This is a genomic window from Vampirovibrionales bacterium (genome assembly GCA_016712355.1).
Lineage (GTDB): Bacteria > Cyanobacteriota > Vampirovibrionia > Vampirovibrionales > Vampirovibrionaceae > JADJRF01.
Window position 1 is genome coordinate 1,639,803 of the sequence record JADJRF010000005.1, and the last position, 19,030, is coordinate 1,658,832.

Annotated in this window: 19 protein-coding genes and 1 tRNA gene; 14 read left to right on the forward strand and 6 right to left on the reverse strand. The window is 60.8% G+C overall.

The window, feature by feature from the left end; all coding sequences use genetic code 11:
• Nucleotides 1-2 precede the first annotated feature (2 nt).
• A tRNA-Ser gene (locus tag IPK79_09020) sits at nt 3-93 on the reverse strand.
• 126 nt (nt 94-219) lie between these two features.
• On the opposite strand from IPK79_09020, the gene ligA reads away from it, so the two are divergent.
• From ligA to IPK79_09035, 3 genes are all read left to right on the forward strand, one after another.
• Nucleotides 220-2,307, forward strand: coding sequence for an NAD-dependent DNA ligase LigA (gene ligA, locus IPK79_09025; GenBank protein ID MBK8190573.1), 2,088 nt, complete (start codon nt 220-222; stop codon nt 2,305-2,307).
• Nucleotides 2,308-2,463: 156 nt separating this feature from the next.
• Nucleotides 2,464-2,751 carry a hypothetical protein gene (locus tag IPK79_09030; GenBank protein ID MBK8190574.1) on the forward strand — a complete coding sequence of 96 codons (288 nt, stop codon included), beginning with the start codon at nt 2,464-2,466 and terminating at the stop codon, nt 2,749-2,751.
• 137 nt (nt 2,752-2,888) lie between these two features.
• Complete coding sequence (locus tag IPK79_09035; GenBank protein MBK8190575.1) at nt 2,889-3,359, forward strand: hypothetical protein; 471 nt, start codon at nt 2,889-2,891, stop codon at nt 3,357-3,359.
• Here the strand turns inward: IPK79_09035 and IPK79_09040 are convergent.
• Nucleotides 3,356-4,237 (reverse strand): hypothetical protein, encoded by an 882-nt coding sequence (locus IPK79_09040; GenBank protein ID MBK8190576.1) that lies wholly within the window; start codon nt 4,235-4,237, stop codon nt 3,356-3,358. The two genes, IPK79_09035 and IPK79_09040, sit on opposite strands and share 4 nt — an antisense overlap.
• Before the next feature lie 345 nt (nt 4,238-4,582).
• Between IPK79_09040 and IPK79_09045 the strand changes: the two genes are divergently transcribed.
• The 3 genes from IPK79_09045 to IPK79_09055 all read left to right on the forward strand — a co-directional run bounded on the left by IPK79_09045 (nt 4,583) and on the right by IPK79_09055 (nt 6,997).
• A complete protein-coding gene (locus IPK79_09045) occupies nt 4,583-5,653 on the forward strand; it encodes an aspartate-semialdehyde dehydrogenase (GenBank protein MBK8190577.1) in 1,071 nt (356 codons plus the stop codon).
• Between the two features lie 40 nt (nt 5,654-5,693).
• Complete coding sequence (gene dapA, locus IPK79_09050; GenBank protein MBK8190578.1) at nt 5,694-6,614, forward strand: 4-hydroxy-tetrahydrodipicolinate synthase; 921 nt, start codon at nt 5,694-5,696, stop codon at nt 6,612-6,614.
• Between the two features lie 104 nt (nt 6,615-6,718).
• A complete protein-coding gene (locus IPK79_09055) occupies nt 6,719-6,997 on the forward strand; it encodes a hypothetical protein (GenBank protein ID MBK8190579.1) in 279 nt (92 codons plus the stop codon).
• On the opposite strand, the gene kdsA is transcribed toward IPK79_09055, so the two are convergent.
• Complete coding sequence (gene kdsA / locus IPK79_09060) at nt 6,981-7,823, reverse strand: 3-deoxy-8-phosphooctulonate synthase (GenBank protein MBK8190580.1); 843 nt, start codon at nt 7,821-7,823, stop codon at nt 6,981-6,983. The two genes, IPK79_09055 and kdsA, sit on opposite strands and share 17 nt — an antisense overlap.
• Nucleotides 7,824-7,991: 168 nt before the next feature.
• Here kdsA and IPK79_09065 point away from each other — a divergent pair, with 168 nt between their 5' ends.
• Complete coding sequence (locus tag IPK79_09065; GenBank protein MBK8190581.1) at nt 7,992-8,867, forward strand: ferredoxin--NADP(+) reductase; 876 nt, start codon at nt 7,992-7,994, stop codon at nt 8,865-8,867.
• A gap of 32 nt (nt 8,868-8,899) precedes the next feature.
• Here IPK79_09065 and IPK79_09070 read toward each other — a convergent pair whose 3' ends face one another.
• Complete coding sequence (locus IPK79_09070) at nt 8,900-9,646, reverse strand: Crp/Fnr family transcriptional regulator (protein MBK8190582.1); 747 nt, start codon at nt 9,644-9,646, stop codon at nt 8,900-8,902.
• 406 nt (nt 9,647-10,052) lie between these two features.
• Here IPK79_09070 and gcvPA point away from each other — a divergent pair, with 406 nt between their 5' ends.
• The 3 genes from gcvPA to fbaA all read left to right on the forward strand — a co-directional run bounded on the left by gcvPA (nt 10,053) and on the right by fbaA (nt 14,104).
• Complete coding sequence (gcvPA, locus tag IPK79_09075) at nt 10,053-11,411, forward strand: aminomethyl-transferring glycine dehydrogenase subunit GcvPA (protein ID MBK8190583.1); 1,359 nt, start codon at nt 10,053-10,055, stop codon at nt 11,409-11,411.
• Nucleotides 11,408-12,898 (forward strand): aminomethyl-transferring glycine dehydrogenase subunit GcvPB, encoded by a 1,491-nt coding sequence (gcvPB, locus tag IPK79_09080; GenBank protein ID MBK8190584.1) that lies wholly within the window; start codon nt 11,408-11,410, stop codon nt 12,896-12,898. Before gcvPA ends, gcvPB begins: the two co-directional genes overlap by 4 nt.
• Nucleotides 12,899-13,018: 120 nt before the next feature.
• Nucleotides 13,019-14,104 carry a class II fructose-bisphosphate aldolase gene (fbaA, locus tag IPK79_09085; GenBank protein MBK8190585.1) on the forward strand — a complete coding sequence of 362 codons (1,086 nt, stop codon included), beginning with the start codon at nt 13,019-13,021 and terminating at the stop codon, nt 14,102-14,104.
• A gap of 94 nt (nt 14,105-14,198) precedes the next feature.
• On the opposite strand, the gene IPK79_09090 is transcribed toward fbaA, so the two are convergent.
• The gene (locus tag IPK79_09090) at nt 14,199-15,422 is read right to left on the reverse strand and encodes an ammonium transporter (protein MBK8190586.1); all 1,224 of its coding nucleotides are present in this window, start codon (nt 15,420-15,422) and stop codon (nt 14,199-14,201) included.
• A gap of 432 nt (nt 15,423-15,854) precedes the next feature.
• On the opposite strand from IPK79_09090, the gene IPK79_09095 reads away from it, so the two are divergent.
• The 4 genes from IPK79_09095 to IPK79_09110 all read left to right on the forward strand — a co-directional run bounded on the left by IPK79_09095 (nt 15,855) and on the right by IPK79_09110 (nt 18,607).
• Nucleotides 15,855-16,184: a DUF2752 domain-containing protein gene (locus IPK79_09095; GenBank protein ID MBK8190587.1), complete on the forward strand. Its 330-nt coding sequence runs from the start codon at nt 15,855-15,857 to the stop codon at nt 16,182-16,184.
• Nucleotides 16,185-16,561: 377 nt separating this feature from the next.
• Nucleotides 16,562-17,029: a 50S ribosomal protein L19 gene (gene rplS, locus IPK79_09100; protein MBK8190588.1), complete on the forward strand. Its 468-nt coding sequence runs from the start codon at nt 16,562-16,564 to the stop codon at nt 17,027-17,029.
• 32 nt (nt 17,030-17,061) lie between these two features.
• A complete protein-coding gene (locus IPK79_09105) occupies nt 17,062-17,904 on the forward strand; it encodes a metallophosphoesterase (protein MBK8190589.1) in 843 nt (280 codons plus the stop codon).
• A gap of 163 nt (nt 17,905-18,067) precedes the next feature.
• Entirely contained in the window at nt 18,068-18,607 is a 540-nt protein-coding gene (locus tag IPK79_09110) for a hypothetical protein (GenBank protein ID MBK8190590.1), read from the forward strand.
• Between the two features lie 32 nt (nt 18,608-18,639).
• Here the strand turns inward: IPK79_09110 and rnpA are convergent, their stop codons facing one another.
• On the reverse strand, nt 18,640-19,017 hold the full coding sequence (rnpA, locus tag IPK79_09115) for a ribonuclease P protein component (GenBank protein ID MBK8190591.1): 378 nt from the start codon (nt 19,015-19,017) through the stop codon (nt 18,640-18,642).
• Nucleotides 19,018-19,030: the final 13 nt, after the last annotated feature.

The window sequence follows — 19,030 nt, forward strand, 5'->3', positions numbered from 1 at the left end:
TCTGGCGGAGCGGGAGAGATTCGAACTCTCGGTTCGGTTTTGCCGAACACAGTCTTTCCAGGACTGCACCTTAAACCACTCGGACACCGCTCCGCAGGGCAATCCTCCCCATTGTACCGGCGCGGCCCGCGAAGTCAACGGCCGTTCTGCGGACCGGTTTTCGGCGCGGCGGGTTTCGGGTATAGTCGCTGCCAGCCCGCCTGAGCCGGAGAGACGCCCATGACCGCCTCGACGTTCGATTCCCGCGCAGACCGTGAGCGCCTGGACGCCTTGCGCCAGACGCTCGATCGCCATAACTATCTCTACTATGTTCTGGACAAGTCCGAGCTGCCGGATGCCGACTATGACGCCCTGTATCGAGAGTTGTTGGCGCTTGAAGCCCGCCATCCTGACTGGGTGACCTTTGACAGTCCCAGCCAGCGCGTGGGCGCGGCGCCGGCGGCGGGGTTTCAGACGATTCGTCATCCGCAGCGGCTTTACAGTCTCGATAACGTCTTTAACCCCGCAGAGCTGCGCGCCTGGCAAGAGCGGCTGGCGAAACAGGCCGACATCGACTCGCAACGCTTGCGATACGTCGCTGAACTCAAGATAGACGGGCTGGCGATCTCGCTGGTCTACGAGAATGGCGCGCTGCGCTATGGGGCGACGCGCGGCGACGGGCTCGAAGGCGAAGACATCACGGCTTCGCTGAAAACCATTCGCAGTATTCCCCTGCGTGCGCCTGTGACGGGGATGCTCGATGCGCCTTTTGAGCTCCCGGAACGCTTTGAGATTCGAGGCGAAGCGTTTATGCCCACGCAAAGCTTTATTCGCCTGAACGAAGAACAGCGAGCCAAGGGGCAGAAGGAATTCGCGAATCCGCGCAATGCCGCCGCCGGGTCTCTCCGGCAACTGGACCCTCAGATTGCCGCCTCGCGTCAGTTGGACGCCTTCTTCTATGGCGTGACGCCTCTCAGCGGCGAAACCGGCGCGAGTACCCAATGGGAAAGACTGGCGTGGCTGCGGGCGATGGGTTTTAAGACCAGTCCGGCGTGCGCCGCCTGCAACTCGATTGAAGCTGTTCAGGACTTTATCGCCCACTGGGAAGGGAGACGAGCAGAACTCTCCTTTGCAACCGATGGCGCTGTGGTCAAAGTAGACGATCTTGCCCTGCAAGACGCCCTCGGTTACACGGCCAAAAGTCCGCGCTGGGCGGTGGCATGGAAATATCCGCCAGAGATTCGCCAGACCCGCGTCGAGGCCATCGAGTTGAGCGTGGGGCGCACGGGGGTCATTACGCCGGTGGCCATTATGAGCCCGGTCTTCATCTCGGGATCGCTGGTGCAGCGGGCGAGTCTGCACAACTTTGACGAGCTGGCCGCCCGCGATGTGCGCGTGGGCGATGTCGTGCGCCTGCAAAAGGCCGCGGAAATCATCCCCGAAATACTGGACGTGGTCTTGGGCGAACGGCCCGATCCGCCGCCGGCGCCTGTTTCGCCGCCGACTCAGTGCCCTGCATGTCAAACCCCGGTGGTACGTCGAGAGGGCGAGATTGCCTTGAGATGTCCCAATCGCTCGGAATGTCCGGCGCAACTGGCTAATCGACTGGAACACTGGGCATCTCGCGCCGCCATGAATATCGATGGCCTTGGCCCAGCCCTGATTGAGCAGCTTCTGAATGCAGAACTGGCTTCGAGTCCGGCTGATCTGTATCAGCTCACCCCGGAATCCCTTATGACGCTGGACCGCATGGCTGCAAAATCGGCGCAGAACGTTTATGAGGCTATTCAGGCCAGTCGTCAGCGTCCCTTGGCGAGCGTCCTGTTTGGCCTGGGGATTCGCCACGTCGGTAAGGAGACGGCTCTGGCGCTGGCGCAGCGATTCCACAGCGTGGACGCACTGATGGAAGCCTCGATCGAGGATCTGGCGGCGGTCGACGGCGTCGGCGCGCTGGTGGCCGAGAGCGTCGCCCTGTTTTTCGCCGATGCTGACAACCGCATCCTGATTGACGCCTTGCGGGCGCGCGGCGTTCGGCTGGCAGAGTCGCCTTCGCAGGCGGACGCGGCTCTTTCGGATGCGCTGGCGGGCAAGACGCTTGTCCTGACCGGAACCCTGCCGACGCTGAAGCGCGCAGAGGCGGAAACCCTGATTCGACGTCATGGGGGAAAGTTGTCCTCCTCGGTGAGTAAAAAGACGGATTTCGTGCTGGCGGGCGAATCGCCGGGGTCGAAGTACGATAAGGCGCTGGCGCTGGGCGTTGCCGTTCTGGACGAGGCGGCATTCCTCTCGCTGTTAGCTTCTGCCGCTCCTGACGAGAGAGGGAGCTGACAAATCCGGGCAAAAGCGCTATAATCGCTCTCGAATCTATAAGGAGAGTTTCCGCCAACATTTAGGGTTTGGATGGAGTTCTGGATAACCAGCGCGTTGTCGCGCGCTTTTGGGCGGAACGGAGAGTCATCTCTATTTAAAAAGGGTTTTGGTCGTATGCATATCTTTGAAATCAAGGGTGTTTCGGGTCTGATTGCTTTTTTGGCCGCCGTGGCCGGTTTGCTGGCGCTGGCCATTGGGATTCCTGCCCTGTTTATGATGGTCGTCTGGAATGCGCTGGTGTTTGAGGCCTTTCATGGTCCTCAAATCGGTTGGGCGCAAGGCGTCTTGTTGTGGCTGGCCGCCCTGATTCTGCTCAAACTGGCCCTGAAGCCCCATGTGTCTTTCGAGTTCAGCAAGATGGCGCAGGAATCCTCTGAGGTGAAAAAGCGGCTCGACCCCTGATGAAGCCGCGTTTCCTTCTGCCGGACGATGGCGCTGGGCGCGCGTCGGGCGCTATAGTGACAGTGACGCGGGGAGCATGGCCTTAGAGCTGACCTCAGGCTGACCGCGCAAGCTGACCTGAAGGAGATCGCGCTGTCATGACGGGGATTCTTACCCGGTTTCGAGTCCGGCTGCTGCTGGCCTTCGCGTTGATCGTCGGCGCGCTGGCGGGGCTGAGCCCGGCGGGCTGGTGCGATCTGGATACGATTTATCTGGCCAACGGCCAGCGACTGCAAGGCAAGGTCCTGCAAATTACCGGCGACTTCGTGGAATATCGCACGGCGACCGGCGCGGTGGGCCTGGTGAGGCGTCTGGAGATGGCCAGTCGTATGGATCGCATTGAAACGCGCACCGACCGGCGCTATGAAGGCGAGATCAAGAATCTGGGCAGCTTTATTGCCGAGATTCACAGCCCGCTGATTGGCCAGCGCGAGGTGTGGCGTCTGTTTATTAAAAAGATGACCCTGGGCCTTTCGCCGCAAGACGCAGACCCGGCGGCTGATAGCGATCTGCTTCCGCAAGCCCCTGCGCGGATTTTTCCAACGCTGGGCCGACCGGACGCCGACTAAAGCGCCTCTTCGGGCGGGCTGCGGCTTTGCAAAATCTCCATAAACGCGCGTCGGCGGCGTGCGGGAAAAATCACGCCCGCTTTCAGGGCGGCGTCGCGCGATGCCATCAGTCGCGCCAGTGCGCCTGATTTACCGCCATAGGGCGAGTCGTCCTCTCGATAGGGCGAGACGCTGGGCCGCTCTGCCTCGCGGCGGGCGTCGCCTGCCAGGGTTTGTCTTATCAGGCCTTCTCTTGTTAAGTAAGTTTCCAGAACGTCCCAACAGGTGAACCAGATAGGCCCGTACGGATCGACCGGCGCAATACCCGCCAGCGAAAAGGCTTGGCCGGATTCCTCTTCCTGAAAAATCTTCTGAAGCCACTGGGGGCGCGGCGCAGGGCGCGCGCTGGCGGTGGGCGTCGCTGGAATTTCTGGCAGCGTGTTCGCGAGGGGCTGGGGCGCTGCGGAGATCGTCGCCTGCAAGGCTGCGTGCTTGGCTTGCAGCCAGCGCAGGGCGAAGCGACGCGGGAAATCGGGCTGTCGCCGCCGACGTGGCGCCGTTGCGCAAGGCGGTTCCGAAGGCCGTCGATCGCGGCGTGCGGGCCTTGCTCCTGCAGGACGCGAGATCTCAACGATCGCCAGTAAGCGCGTAATTTTTTGAGCCGCCGTCTCTGGCGGGACTGCCGTCGCTTGCGCGTCGGCGCTGTGAGCCGTCGCCTCGCGCAGAAACCAGGCCCGAAGGGCGGGCATCCGGTTCTGGAAAAACCATTCGCGCCATACGCGCACGCCCTGTTGCGGCGCACGCCAGATCGCCAGCGAAAATTCGGCGAAGAGCGTTGCGTCTTTCATCAACGTGAGGAAAAACGTTGCAGGTCGTGAATGAAGGCAGACCGATTGCATTGAATGTGCCTCGTGGCGCTAAGTGCAGAATTGTTTATGTCTATAATATATCATAAAGATGTCTATCTGCATAGCGATTTAGGTTTACGATTTGAGCCCTTGCGCTCCCTTCGCAAAATAGCCGAAAGCGCTTTCAGTGCGCGTAAAATCGGGTTTTTTTCTTTGAAAATGCTGATTCGGGAAATCTCCCCAGGGCCCGCGCGTTGAAAATTCCGGCGCTGAGCGCGGTAGAACTCCCGCTTCAATAAATCGCCCCCTTTCCTCTATAATAAATAGCCGTCGAATGCGCCGGTGTTGGCCCGCGCGCTTCGATACATCCGCCCTCTCGACTGGAGACGTTCGCCGATGACTTCGCATGTTCCCGATTCAGGCTACACGGTTGCCGTTCTGGGCGCCACCGGACTGGTTGGAAGCCGTCTGCTGGCTATTCTCGAAGAGCGCCAATTCCCGATCAAGCGCCTGAAGCCTTTGGCGAGCCAGCGCTCGGCAGGAGAGTCGATTCGCTTTCGCGGCGAGCCGGTCGAAGTGTTGCTGGCCGAGCCGGAGGCCTTTGAAGGCGTGGATATCGTGCTGGCGTCCGCAGGCGCCTCCATCAGCGCGCGCCTGGCCCCGGAAGCTGTAAAGCGCGGCGCCGTGGTGGTCGACAATACCAGTCAGTTCCGAATGGAAGAAGGCGTTCCGCTGGTAGTTGCAGGCGTCAACGACGACGATTTGCGCGCGCATAAAGGCATTATCGCCAATCCGAATTGCTCAACCTCGCAACTGATGCCGGTTCTCAAGGCCCTGCATGACGCCGCCGGTTTGACGCGCGTGATTGTCAGCACGTATCAATCGGTCAGCGGCGCAGGAAAAGAAGCCATCGACGAGCTGCGCGCCGTTACCGCCGAGCAACTCGCCGCGCCGGATGGGGCTGCCGTCTCGCGTCACGAGGTTTTTGCCCGCTGCATGGCCTTTAACCTGATTCCGCATATTGACGTTTTCCTCACAGAAGGCCCTTTGTCCGGTTATACCAAGGAAGAAGCCAAAGTCGTGTGGGAAACGCGCAAGATTCTGCATCTGCCGAGCTTGCCGGTGACGTGTACGGCGGTGCGCGCGCCTGTCATGGTAGGACATAGCGAGTCGGTGACGCTGGAATTCGAGCGCCCGCTGTCGCCAGAAGCCGCCCGGGATATCCTGAAATCGACCCCGGACGTCATTGTCGCCGACGGTCCGGCCGATTATCACACCCCGCAGGAAACCGCCGGAACGGATCCGGTGTACGTCAGCCGTATTCGCCCGGATAGCTCCAACCCTGAGCGCGGATTGAATCTCTGGGTGGTGGCTGACAATCTGCGTATTGGCGCGGCGCTTAACGCGGTGCGCATTGCCGAGCAGTTGATTGCGCGCAAGCTGCTGGGCGCCGCCGCTTCCGTCTAACGTTCTGATGATTCTCTTGCCCTTGTAAGGAGTGTTGCTCATGCCGCGCTTTCGCGCCGAACTGATTCCCGCGATGGTCACGCCGTTTGGCGCCGACGGGTCGCTTGATCTCGATGCGGCGCGCGCGCTGGCCCGTCAACTGGTGGATCAGGGCTGCGATGGCTTACTTGTGAACGGCACGACCGGCGAAGGCCCAACGCTGACGTTCGATGAGAAGATCGTTCTGTTTCATGCGGTGAAAGACGCGGTCGCCGAGCGCGGCATCCCCGTGATGTCGGGCTGTGGCGGCAATGACACGCACAAATCCGTCGAAGAAGCCCGGCAGATGGCCGCGCACGGCGTCGATGCCCTGCTGGTCGTCGTGCCCTATTACAACAAGCCGACCCAGCGCGGCATGATAGAGCATTTTCGGCAAATCGCCCACGCCGCGCCGGATGTAGAGATCGTGATTTATAACATCCCCAGCCGCTGCGTGGTTCGGATGGAAGCCGACACCATGGCCGCGCTCCATCGCGAATGCCCCAATATCATCGGCGTCAAGCAAAGCTACCCGGACATGGACGCCCTCAGCGAAATCGTCGCGCTGATGCCGTCGGACTCGTGGCTGACCTGGTGCGGCGACGACACGCTGACGCTGCCGATGCTGGCGTGTGGGGCCCATGGGGTGGTCAGCGTGCTGGCGCATCTCGCCGCGCGCCCGATGCGCACGATGCTGACGGCCTTTAAACGCGGCGACGTGGCGCAGGCGCGCGCGCTGCACTTGAAACTGCTGCATCCGGGTCGCGAACTGTTCTTTCTGCCCAATCCCACAGTGGTCAAGACGCTGCTGGCGCGTAAGGGGCAAATCCCGCACGCGGCGATGCGTCCGCCCTTAGTCGCGCCGGATGACGCTGAACAGGCGCGGATTGATCGCCTGTACGATCGCATGCAAGCCTGTTGCGCCGCCGCGTCTTGCGGTTAGCGCAATTTTAAGCGCCTCGCCGCTTTTTCATGAAACACCCGCCCCGCGCTTCAATTCTGGGGCGGCTTCGTCACCCCTTTTTCAACCCGATAGGACTCGCTGTCATGATTTCGCCGCTTCGCTTTGGCATACATCGCCATCAGATGAGTTATGAGACGCCTCCGCCCGATACGATTCGTTATACGGCCCACTTGCCGGCAACTGGCCAGTCACCGCCAATAAAAGTTCATATTACGGGCGGACCGTTACTGGAGGAACTTGAGAGGCAAAAAGCCGGACTTTCGCCTATTTCTCCTGATGAAATGGATTTGCATCGTGCGCTGTATGCTCTGGCGGACGCATATTGCAAAGCGAATCCCCAGGACGTTATCCCGCCGCAATAGCCGCCGGGCGGGCGGCGGCGCGGATACGCAGGCAGGTTTCCAGTAGGGACTCGACTTCGGCCAGCGCAATCATGTTGGGGCCGTCGCACAGAGCCCGATCTGGATCGGGATGGGTTTCAAAAAACAACCCGTCGCAGCCCGCCGCAGTCGCCGCGCGCGCTAATACCGGCGCAAACTGACGCTCGCCGCCGGATGCCGTCCCAAGCCCGCCGGGAAGCTGAATACTGTGCGTGGCGTCGAAAATAATCGGCAGGCCGTAACTGTGCGCGATCGGGATGCTGCGCATGTCCACTACCAGATTGTTATAGCCAAAGCTGGAGCCGCGCTCGGTGACGTACAGCTCGCGCGCGCCGGCGTTTCGGGCCTTGTCGGCGGCGTGGCGTACGTCATGCGGGCTGAGAAACTGGCCTTTCTTGATGTTCACTGCCGCGCCGGAGCGACCGGCGGCTAATAGCAAGTCGGTCTGGCGGCTGAGGAAGGCCGGGACCTGAATCATATCCGCCACGCGAGCCGCGTCGAGCGCTTCCTGCGGCGAATGCACGTCGGTGACGATGGCGACGCCGAGATCCGCCTTGATTTTAGCCAGAATCGCCAGCCCCGCCTGAGCGCCGGGGCCGCGATAGGCATCGACCGACGTTCGATTGGCCTTGTCGTAGGAGCTTTTAAACCAGAATTTTACGGACCAGCGCTGCGAAAGCCGGGCGATAATTGCCTGTAATTCTTCTGCTGTCTCACGATTGACGCCGCCGTCTCCCTCGATGACGTCGGGACCGGCGAGAATCACAAAGGGCGCGTCGGGAGCGCTGATGTCGCAAGGCGTTGGCATTGCCTGAATCTCCTGCGGACGCTCACGCGGCGTCCTATCGTGGGCATCATCCCTCAAGCGGGCGGCGGGCGCAATTGTTTGGGGCGCTCGCCCGATTCCAGATTCTGGGGTATAGTGGGGTCTTTCTAAAGCTCACGTTCTCGTCAACCTGTAAAAAGGCCTGTTGCCATGACGCCCTCGCCTCACGCCCACACGGCGGATTTTCCTTCGAACCTGTATAAGCCCGGCGCCCCGCTTCAGGCGCGCATCAGCGAGCATCGCAGCCTGACGGATCCGGCCTCGGGCAACGAGGTGCGCCATATTACGTTCGATATCGCCGACAGCAAGTTCCGCTATCTCGACGGCCAGAGCCTCGGCGTCCTGCCGCCGGGCGAAGATGCCGCCGGACGCCCGCATAAGCTGCGTCTGTACTCCATCGCCTCGCCCAGTGAAGGCGACGATGGCGCCGGAAAAACTGTCAGCATTTGCGTCAAACGCGCACTGAACCCGCCGCATCCGCCGGGGGTCTGCTCAAACTACCTGTGCGATCGCGCCGTGGGCGATGTCGTGAAGCTGACCGGGCCCGTGGGCAAGAGTTTTCTGCTGCCGGACGCGCCCAATTCGCATATGATTCTCATCGCGACGGGTACGGGCATTGCGCCGTTTCGGGCGTTTCTCAAGACCCGTTACGGCCGGCGCGCTTCAGAAACGGGGCAAACCTGGCTCTTTTTCGGCGTGAAAACCCGTTTCGACTATCTTTATGGCGATGAGATCGCCCAATACGAGCGCCAGCCGGGATTTCATCTCGCCACGGCTTTTAGTCGCGAAGAACAGAACGCAGAAGGCGGGCGCATGTATGTGCAGCATCGCTTGCAAGAGCATGCCAAAAGCGTGTTTGAGCTGTTGCAGCAAGACAATGCCTCGCTGTATATGTGCGGTCTGCGCGGCATGGAGCCTGCCATCACCGAAGGGCTGCGACTGGCGGCGGCGTCTCAGGGCATCGATTATGAGGCGTTTATGAAGCGCCTGACGCAAGAGAATCGCTGGCACGTCGAGGTCTATTAGGCCTGCGCCGATGCGTCTGAACCCTGCGCGGCTCAGCTGATGCGCGATTCTTCCGTCTGGGCGATGGCGATCAGGGCGTCGAGATCGGTGATGGTGATTTTGCCGCCTCGGTGATAGGCAATGCAGGCGTTGGTTTTCTTGAGCCGACTGATGATGCGGACGGATTCCTCGTAAGTGATGCCCGTCATGCTGGCCAGATACTCGTGGGGGAGCTGGGTTTTGAGCAGCATGCCCTGGGGCGTCGGTTCGGCCCCTTCGCGGTTGAGGTGATGCAGGATAATTTTTGCCACGCGGGCGTCAGATTTTTTGACGACCTGATTGTGCGTTTCGTACGTAAACCAGAGCATTTCACCCAGTTCGGTAATCATGTTGAGCGCCAGTTGCGGGTATTGGCGCGTCAGGGCGATGAAATCCTCGCTGGAGATGGAAATAATGCGCGACTCGAATAACGCTTCCGCCGAAAACGGATACGGCTTGCTGGTCAGCGCGCCCGTCACGCCGAAGAACTCGCCTTGGGCGACCATCCGTACGATGGCCCCTTCGCCGTCAGAGGAGTATTTGACCAGCTTGACGCAGCCCGACATGACAAAGTAGATGCGCGCGCCAGAGGCCGAGGGGAGGTCGCGCTGATAGAAAATCACCTGATCGCGCGGGTAATGGGCTTCCTGAAAAACATCAAGAATGGCGAGCGTTTCGGCGCGGCCCAAGTCCCGAAACAGGCGAATCTGGTGGAAATCTTCCAGCTCGTCGGCGGAGACGGCGGACAAGGCGATATTCATCAGGCGATCGGCCCTTCTATCCTGTAGGAGCGCTTCTAAACCCTTAACGTACCCAGAAAACGAGAGATAAAAAGCAAATAAGAGGAGAGGTAAACGGCTGTCGCGGCTTCGCTTTGCGTGATTCTGGAAATCCTGCTTTCTGCCGTAAGTCTCTATTATGGGTCGCGCGCGCGCCGACGTAAAGCCTTGATGCGAAGGCGCGCGCCCTGTCAAGAATCGTTTCGCGGGGGCCTGATTCGCTTGATTTCACGCGGGGAAGCGCCCTATGATGCCAAGGGTGACACGCTAAAAATTGGCCTGAAGCGGGCCGATTTAAACTGGATTGAAACTGGATTTAAAATTGATTCAAGGATAGAGCCGCGCCGTGTATAACTTTCTGCCCCACACCGAGGCCGACCGCGAGGCGATGCTGGCGACTCTGGGCGCGCCTTCTGTGGAGGCGCTCTTTGACGATATTCCGCGCGCGCTGCGCGATCAGGTCTCCTGTCAAACCCTGCCCGCCCAAGGCATGAGCGAAGCCGCGCTTCAGCAGCTATTTTCGCAAGCGGCGGCGCGCAATACGGGTGTCGGGATGCAGTGTTTTCTGGGCGGCGGGTCGTATCCGCGTTTTATCCCGGCGGCGGTCCATGCGATTGCGGGGCGTTCGGAGTTTTATACCGCTTATACGCCTTATCAGCCCGAAGTCAGTCAGGGAACGCTTCAAGCAGGATTTGAGTTTCAGACGATGATTGCCGCGCTGAGCGGCATGGATGCGGCGAATGCTACCGTGTATGACGGCGCAACCGCTGTCGCCGAAGCGGCCCTGATGGCCCTGCGCGCTACCCGCCGCACGCGCATCGCCGTCGCCGACGGCCTCAACCCGGATTACGCCGCTGTGCTGACGACGTATCTTCAGGCGGGGCGTAAACACCTGGAAGAGTCGGCTTCTGCTGTCTTCGACCGCTTTGATCCGGCTGATGACGCGAGTCTCTCCGGCCTGAATGGCGCGCAGACTGCGGCGCTGATTATTCAGGCCCCGGATTATTTCGGTCGTCTGCTGCTGAGCCCGCGCGCGCAGGCGGCCCGCGCGTTTTGCCAAGCCCATGGCGCGCTGCTGATCATTGTCGCCGATCCGGTTTCTCTGGGCCTCTTGTTGCCGCCGGGCGCTTACGGGGCCGATATCGTCGTCGGCGACCTGCAACCGTTGGGTAATTCGATGAATTTCGGCGGCCCCACGGGCGGGTATATGGCCTGCAAGAAAGCCTTGATTCGGCAGCTTCCGGGCAGGCTAATCGGACGGGCGCGCGACGTCAAGGGGCGTCCCTGTTATACGCTGACGCTTCAGACCCGCGAGCAGCACATTCGCCGGGAGAAGGCGGCCAGCAATATTTGCACCAATCAGGCCCTGAACGCTCTGCGAGCGGCGGCCTATCTGGCGCTGATGGGTCCTGTCGGCCTGCGCGAGGTGGCTGAGCGCTCCGTCCAGCGCGCACACCGTCTGGCGGACGCGCTCACGGCGATTCCCGGCGTGACGCTGCGCTATCCTGACCGGCCTTTCTTCTCCGAATTCGTCTTGCGTCTGCAACGTCCGGCGGGCGAAGCCCTGACGTTTTTACAGCGCTTTGGTCTGCTGGGCGGGATTGCGCTGGCCGACGATCCCAACGCCTTGCTCGTGTCGGCCACGGAACTCACCACGAGCGAGGCCATTGCCCAATACGGGCGCGCGCTGGCCCAATTCTGCGCGCTCGGCGCGGCTCAGCCCTTAAAAGAGGACGCGACGCGATGACCCCGCCGCAAGCCCTTGAACTGACGCTCTTTGAGAAATCATCCGCCGGACGGCGCGGCGTCACGACTCCCGTCGCCGAGGCGGACGACGCGGCGATTGATCGTTTGCTTCCCCTTGACAGCCTGCGTCAGGCGCCCGCCGCCCTGCCAGAAGTCTCGCAACTGGACGCCATGCGCCATTACGTGCGCCTGTCTCATCTGAATCACGCCATTGATACGGGTTTCTATCCGCTGGGATCCTGTACGATGAAGTATAATCCGAAGGTCTGTGACGCGATCGCCAGTCTGCCGGGCTTTACCCAGTTGCATCCCATGACGGACGCCGCGCTGTGTCAAGGCACGCTGGAAGTGATGTACCGGCTTCAGACCCTGTTGGCGGATATTACCGGTTTTGACGCCGTGAGTCTGCAACCGGCGGCGGGCGCGCAAGGCGAGCTGACCGGCCTGCTGATGATTAAGGCTTTTCTCGCCAGTCGCGGCCAAGCGCAGCGCACCCAAGTGGTCATTCCTGACTCCGCCCATGGCACGAATCCGGCGACTGCGGCTTTATGCGGCTTTGATGTGGTGGAAATCAAAAGCGGGGCCGACGGGCTGGTGGATCTTGCCGCCCTGAAAGCCGTTCTCAGCGAGCGAACCGCTGCGCTGATGCTGACCAATCCCAATACGCTCGGCCTGTTTGAGCGCGATATTCTGGAGATTTCCCGCCTGACGCGCGAAGCGGGCGGGTTGATGTATTACGACGGCGCCAACCTCAATGCCGTGATGGGTCAGGCCAAGCCGGCGGCGATGGGCTTTGACGTCATGCACATCAATACCCACAAGACGTTTGCCACTCCCCACGGCGGCGGCGGCCCCGGTTGCGGGCCGGTCGCCTGCACGCAAGCGCTCGCGCCGTTTCTGCCCAGGCCTGTGGCGACGTTTGACGGCGAACGCTACGCGCTGGACTGGCGACGCCCGCAGAGCGTGGGCAAGGTCAAGGCGTTTTATGGCAATGTCGAGATGATGATCCGCGCGGCGGCCTATATTCTGGCTTACGGGGCGGATGGGCTGGCGCAGGTGACGCGCGACGCCGTATTGAACGCCAATTACCTCAAGGCGCGTCTGGGCGCTTTGTACGATATTCCGCACGCGCAGCGCTGCAAACATGAGTTTGTGATGACGTGCCGCCGTCAACAGTCGGGCGATCACCCGATTCGCACCATGGATATCGCCAAACGGATGATGGACAGCGGCGTCCACCCGATGACGGTGTATTTTCCGCTGATTGTGCCGGACGCCATGATGATTGAGCCGACCGAAACCGAGTCGCGCGAGACGCTGGATCGCTTTGTCGAGGTCATGACGCAAATCGACCGCGAGTGCCGCGAAACGCCGGATCTCGTGCGCGAGGCGCCGCATTCGGCCCCCATTGCGCGCGTCGACGAGGTGGAAGCCGCCCGACGGCCGACGCTGGCCTATTTCGGCTGCGGCGCCGACTGCAACGGCTAACGCGCCCGCTGGCGGCGACGCCTGCTTTCGGGGTATAACCAAGGCGTGCGCGCGCGCGTGTCGTCGCGCCCGATTCCATGAGAGTCGATGAGAGTCCATCACAGACAGGAGAGTTTTTTTATGACCGTCGCCCCCCCCGTCACCCTTCAGCCCGGCGTTGTGACCGGCAAAGACTATCAGGCGCTTGTCCAGGCCGCCAAAGCGGGTCAGTATATCCTGCCCGCCGTCAACGTGGTCGGTACGAACAGCCTGAACGCCGTTCTGGAAGCGGCGCGTAAAAATCGCGCGGACGTCATTATCCAGCTTTCCAACGGCGGGGCGGAGTTTTTTGCTGGGCAAGGCTTCCCGGATTCCGCGCTGGCCAAAGCCCTGGGCGCCGTGTCGGCCGCGCGTCACGTGCATCTGATGGCCCAGCATTACGGCGTGTGCGTGGTGATGCACACCGATCACGCCAACAAGAAGCTGCTTCCCTGGGTCGAAGCGATGCTCGGCTACGGCGAGGAGCATTATCGCCAGACGGGCCGCCCGTTGTTTACGTCGCACATGCTGGATCTCTCCGAAGAGCCGCTGGAAGAGAACATCGCCGAATGCGCCCGGATTCTCAAGCGCGCAGCGGCGATTGACGTGAGTATCGAGATTGAACTGGGCGTTACCGGCGGCGAAGAAGATGGCATCGGCTCTGAAGACGGCGACCTCAGCGACGCGCGGCTTTATACTCAGCCGGACGACGTGCTGAAAGCCTATGAAGCGCTTTCGCCGCTGGGCCATTTCTCGGTGGCGGCCTCGTTTGGCAACGTTCATGGCGTCTACGCGCCGGGCAACGTCAAGCTGCGGCCCGAAATCCTTCGGCAGTCGCAGGAACGGGTGCAGTCGGCTTGCAAAACCGGGCCGAATCCGTTGAATCTGGTGTTTCATGGCGGCTCTGGCTCTGAGCTGGCGAAAATCGAAGAAACCATGGCCTATGGCGTCTTCAAAATGAACATCGACACCGATTTGCAGTTCGCATTCGCCGAAAGCGTCGGGGGCTACGTGCTGAAAACGCCCAAAGCCTTCCAGTATCAAGTAGACCCTGAGACCGAAACGCCTTACAAAAAAGTCTACGATCCACGCAAATGGCTGCGCGAAGGCGAAAAAGGCATGATCGCGCGCCTCGACGAGGCCTTCCAGACGCTGCGCTCGGCGGGCAAGTCGCTGGCCGCGCAATAATCAGCGAGCTTCTCGCGCTTTTTTCAGGCAAACGCCCCTTTCTCGCAACCGGGAAAGGGGCGTTTTCGCAGGGGCGCTTTATTCGATAGGCGCCTTATTCGATGTTATAGGCGACTTCGCCGTGCTGCGTCAGGTCGAGGCCCATTTCTTCCTCGTCTTCGGTGACGCTCAGGCCCATGGTGAGGTCGAGAACCTTGGCAATCACAAAGCTCACCGCAAACGTAAACACCCAGACGGCGGCCACGCTGATGGCCTGGACGACCAGCTGATGCGGATTTCCGTAGATCAACCCGTCGGCGCCAGCCGGATTAATGGCTTTGGAGGCGAAAATCCCGGTTGCAAGCGCTCCCCAGGTCCCAGCCATCCCGTGACAGGCCCAGACGTCCAGACTTTCGTCGATGTGCAGTTTCAGGCGAATCTTGATGCAGTTGTATGAGACGATCGTCGCGATGACGCCAATCAGCGTCGCCGAGAAGATGTCGACGTACCCGCAGGCAGGCGTAATGGCCACCAGACCGACGACCGAGCCAACTGCCATGCCCATCAGGTTGGGCAGGCCTTTGCGCCAGCTGAGGGCCATCCACGTGAGGGCCGCCGCAGACGTCGCAACCGTGGTGGTAATAACCGCGTGAACCGCCAGCGGCGAGGCTTCCAGGGCGCTTCCGCCATTAAAGCCGAACCAGCCTACCCACAGAAATACTGTTCCCAGCAGGACGAGCGGCAGGTTGCTGTGCGCCGTGTCAATCTGCCCAAAGTCTTTGCGCTTGCGGATAATCAGCGCGATGGCGAGCGCGGCGACGCCTGCCGTGATATGAATGACTGCGCCGCCAGCGAAATCCAGTGCGCCGAGCTGTTTCAGCCAGCCCCCGATCCCCCAGACCCAGTGGGCGACCGGGCAATACACCAACAGCGACCACAGAACGATGAAGGCCATAAACGCGCTGAAGCGAATGCGCTCGACAAAGGCCCCGATAATCAGGGCCGGGGCGATGACGGCGAATTTCATCTGAAAGAGCATGTACAGCAGGTGCGGAATGGTCAGCGCATAGGCGGGATTGGGCTCGCTCATCGATACCCCTTTCAGTCCCAGCCATTGAAAGCCGCCGATCAGGCTCCAGTGATCATTGCCGAAGGCCAGACTATAGCCGACGTTGACCCAGAGCAGCGAGATAATCGCAATGGTCGCAAAGCTCTTCATCATGGTGGAAATCATGTTTTTGCGCCGCACCATGCCGCCGTAAAACATGCCCACTGCGGGGGTCATCAGCAACACGAGCGACGAGGACATCAGCATCCATGCGATATCGCCTTTGTTAATCATTGAGATTCTCGCCTCCATACACAATTAGTAGGACTGGATCGCTTGATTCTGCGCGCATTACAGGGGCGTGGCCATGCAACGCGCGCGCCGCGCAAGGGGTCTGGCTCAGACTGGATCGAGCGTCTGCCAGAGAACATAGGCGGTACGACAAGAGAAGGGCTGCTGCGCGGAGAAAAACGTCAAAAATTTCGCCTGACGGAGATTTAGCCTATCAGGGAAGCGGCAGGCGCGCAAACACATAAAGCGAACGAGCCGATGCGTTACGCCGCGCGTTACAATAAGCGCATGGCTTTCATCAAGGCTTTCGCGCTGCGCCCGCCGCTGGATTGTGACGGCGTCTTTCCCTCGCAGAGGGTGTTACGGGCGCTGTGGCAATTCACGCTGGCGGTGACGCTAATAGGGGCCTTGTGGGCGGCGATTTGTGCGCTGATGCCGCCCTGGCTGCTTGCGATAATGTATTTTTCAGGACCTTTTTGCCTGTTTAAAGGCCTCTTTCACCTGCCGTGCCCCACCTGCGGGATGACGCGCGCGTTTTGGGCGCTTGCTCAGGGCCAATTTCTGGAAGCCGCGCGCTATCATGCGCTTGCGATTCCGCTGGCAATGGGCGCCGCTTCGTTTTTGCTGGCCTATCCGGCGTTTCCCGCGCCCTGCTGTCGCGTGATTCGTTTTGTAGCATCGCGCGCGGGCTTGTGGAGCCTTGCCGCGCTGGTCCTGCTGGCGTGGGGCCTGAAACTGCTTGGGCCTGCGCGCTATTGGTAACAATTTCGTTACAAACTTGCGTCCTCCGGGAACATCCCCTATGATAAAAGCTTGGCGTGCAGCCGAGTCACGATCTGATAACGCTTGGGGATAGGAAATGAACGGCATATTGCCTGCTGCCGGTTTTGGCCCTCGTTTTGGCGCTGCTGCGTCCCGCAAAAGCTTATACGACGTTGCGCCTGCTTTGACGGGAGTTTCAGGCGCCGGCCAGAAAATTCCGGCGGCTAAGCAGGATGTTGCCGGGGTTCAAAAGATCGGACAGTTTCTCGCCTTAATGGCCTGACGCTTGCCCTGAGGTCGCGGCAACGCCCCGCTTGCTTGATTGGGTTGACGGGATACAATAACCTCCTGACCTGTGACGCGATATAGGATTCCCGATCATGACCCAGCACCTCATCCGCGAGATTGAAAAAGCGTATTTGAAAAGCGACCTGCCCGAACTGCATCCCGGGGATACGGTCAAGGTGATGGTGCGCATTCGCGAAGGCAATAAGGAACGCCTGCAAGGCTATGAAGGCGTCGTCCTGCGTCGCTCCGGCGCAGGTCTCAGCGCGACCGTCACCGTGCGCCGCGTGTTTCAAGGCGTCGGCGTCGAGCGCGTCTTTCTGCTGCACTCGCCGATGGTTGAAAGCATTAAGGTCACCCGCCGCGGACGCGTCCGTCGCGCGCGTATCTACTACATGCGCGAACGCTCGGGCAAGGCTGCGCGTATCCGCGAAAAAATGGGCTCGCTGAACGCCGCCGCTAAAAATGCCGATAAGGCCGCCGCAGGCAAGAAAAAAGAAGCCGCCCCCGCTCCCGTCGCCGCCGCCTCTGCTGCGCCTGCCGATAAGACGGACGCCTAAGCGGTTTCGCGTCTCGCCCCGGTTTTTGGCGCATGATCGCGCTGACCCATAATCAGCTGGTGATTCGCCACCATGCGCTGGCGATGCCGCTGTGGTCGCCGCCGCCTGAGGGGCGCGCCGCTAGCGTGCGGCTGATCCAGTTGTCGGACCTGCATTTTTACGAGTATACCGATCCTGCTTACTATGCGCGCGTGTCGGCGCACGTCCATGCGCTCAAGCCGGATATTATCGTCATCACCGGGGATTTTATCCATTTTGGGCCTGCGCATATTCCGGCTGCCAAAGCCTTTGTGGAATCGCTGCCGCAGCAGTGCGCGCTGTTTGCGGTTCTGGGGAATCACGATTACGCCGATACCGCCCGCAGCCAGTGGATGCGCGCGATGCTGGAAAGCACGCGAGCGACCCTGCTGGTCAACGATGCGCGGCTGATTCGAACCGCAGGCGGCCCGCTGTGGGTGGCGGGCGTGGATGACTATAAGCGCGGGCGTCCCGATCTCGCTCGCGCGCTGGCGGCGACCGAGGCGCAGGCGCAAGCGCCGATTCTGTTGTTGAGCCATAATCCGCGCCAGTTTGATACGCTGGGGCGGTATCCGCAGGCTGCGCGCACCGCCTTGACGCTGTCGGGCCACACCCACGCCGGACACGTCTTTTTACCGCCGCTGACGCCCATCTATCGCTTTGTGCTGAAGATGAAGTACCGCCACGGCTTTTACGCGCGCGACGGTCGGCTCATTTACGTCAGCAGCGGTCTGGGCGGCGCGGCGTATTATATTAATCTGCCGTTCTGGCGGCGTGGGTTCCCGCGCTTTCGCTATAATACGCGCCCGGAAATCGCCGTGTTTTCGTTGGCGGCGCAGGTCTCGGGCGCGGCTTAACGTCTTTTGCCAGCCACTGGCTTGGCTTGGGGAGAGACTTGGGGTATCATTAGGGGTTCGTTTCCTGAGAGTTCTGTGGACGCGCATCTGTCTGACGCCGAGTGATGGATCGGCGCTGGCGCGTACGGGTTTAAAGGCCATCGCTCGCCATGGTAGACGTTGAATGGTAGACGTTTATAAGCATACGCAATACTGCAACGCCAGCGGGCGCGGCTACCTGATGCCGACTTATAACGAGGCGGTCGCTCGTGAGCGCGCTGACGGCAATCGCAGCGATTGGGTGGCCCAATTACTGCGCCTGGCGCGCGAAGCTCGCGGCGATGATCAGTTTTCCGAGCAACAGAGCTTTATTTTTCAGCGATTTTCGGCCAATCCGCTCGTTCGCGGCTTTCAGCAGACGGTTTTGTACGCCTTGCGTCCCTTTGAAATGCTGGCCAACGCCATGATTGCGCTGCCGCAAGCGCCTGTGCCGTTGCCCTTCCCGATTCCCGCGTTTCTCGCGACGCTGTCGGCCCAATGGGGGCTGCAACTCAATGCGACGATTGGCAAGGTCGTCAGCTTCTTCTTTGGCTACAAAAAAGAGAACGATCGCGGCGAGGAGCGCCAGCAGCGCGAGAAGGCTGACTTTGCGACATCAGACGTGTTTACCCGCTTTGTCGTGGTGGAGACGAATCATTCGCGCATGGGCGGCGGCGGGCGTTAATCGGCGAAAACGGCCCATGACATTCAACGCGCTTACGCGTCGCCGACAGGACCGGGACGCGGCGTAAAGGCCCGCAGCGTCAGGGCGCAAAGCGTCTCAAACGGCTTGGTAAGCGCCGGGGGACGCATAATAATCACAATCGCCCGGTAACGCGCCAGCCGGGCCGCATGGACCGCTAACAACTCCCGACGGATGATTTCGCGCATGCGGCGCTTGATGAGATTGCGTCGCACGGCGCGTTTTTCGGTCTTACGGCTGATAATCAGCCCAAAACGCGGTAGATTCTGCTTCCCCTCTTCGCGCTGCGTCACGCCGTAAACCACAAAGGCGTCGCAGACAAACAGACGACGACCCGCCAGGGCCTGGCGAAACAGCGAAGTCGATTTAAGTCGACAGCGTTGGGGCAGCATACTCGCCAGCGGA